Origin of the sequence: Paenibacillus sp. Pae15 (genome assembly GCF_024519685.1) — a bacterium.
Taxonomy (GTDB): domain Bacteria; phylum Bacillota; class Bacilli; order Paenibacillales; family NBRC-103111; genus Paenibacillus_G; species Paenibacillus_G naphthalenovorans.
The window spans coordinates 1-636 of record NZ_JALJRM010000087.1 but is presented as its reverse complement, the minus strand read 5'-3'; the positions used below and the strand labels follow the sequence as shown (position 1 = coordinate 636).

Sequence of the window (636 nt, the reverse complement as noted above, 5' to 3'; positions counted from 1 at the left end):
TGCCTTTGGCAGATGGCTTCCAAGTAGGCGGCAGCCAGCTGCGTGTCGGAGAACTGCCTTGTCACGCTTTCCAAATAAGCACGGATACCTTTGGTTCGGTCTCGTCGGTGATTGGTGTTTTGAATGAGTTGCCCTTTCAGAAAGGAACGTTCATGTTCGGCCAGATACTCTCTAGTATCCAAATCATAGATCCGCAGTCTGGTTTCACATGCTTGTACACCGACCTCTTTGGCAGTGCCGTCATATGTGCCAAGCGGAACCGAGTACCGGTTGCCTTCATACCAGATGGTATTGTCCTTTCGCACGGTCCTTGTTATACTCATTTTAGGAGATTTTATTTTTTCTAGGACCGGGCGAAGGATGTTGCTTTTCGATGGCAAACACTTCGGCCGGTATTTTTTTCGTCGTATGGTGAACCAGGGCGTTGCCGGTCCGATCCAGCCAGGACAAACATTCCTCATTGAGCTTATCTACACTGACAAACATCCGATGGCGGGCAAAGTTTTGTTTCACATATTTCACGACATTCTCCACACGCCCCTTGCTTTCGGGATCCTGTTTCCGGCACATGCGAACGTGGAAGCCGCGCTGGCGTACATAGGATGCAAATTCATGGGTCAGGATCAAGTCGCCGTA

1 protein-coding gene and 1 pseudogene are annotated in these 636 nt (G+C 49.8%); both read right to left on the bottom strand.

Features of this window, described 5'->3' with window-relative positions; genetic code table 11:
- On the bottom strand, positions 1-305 hold a 305-nt coding region (locus tag NR121_RS25035), incomplete at its 3' end, for a Mu transposase domain-containing protein (RefSeq protein WP_483874595.1).
- Between the two features lie 19 nt (positions 306-324).
- Positions 325-636, bottom strand: a pseudogene (locus NR121_RS25030) (IS21 family transposase); the annotation flags it as partial.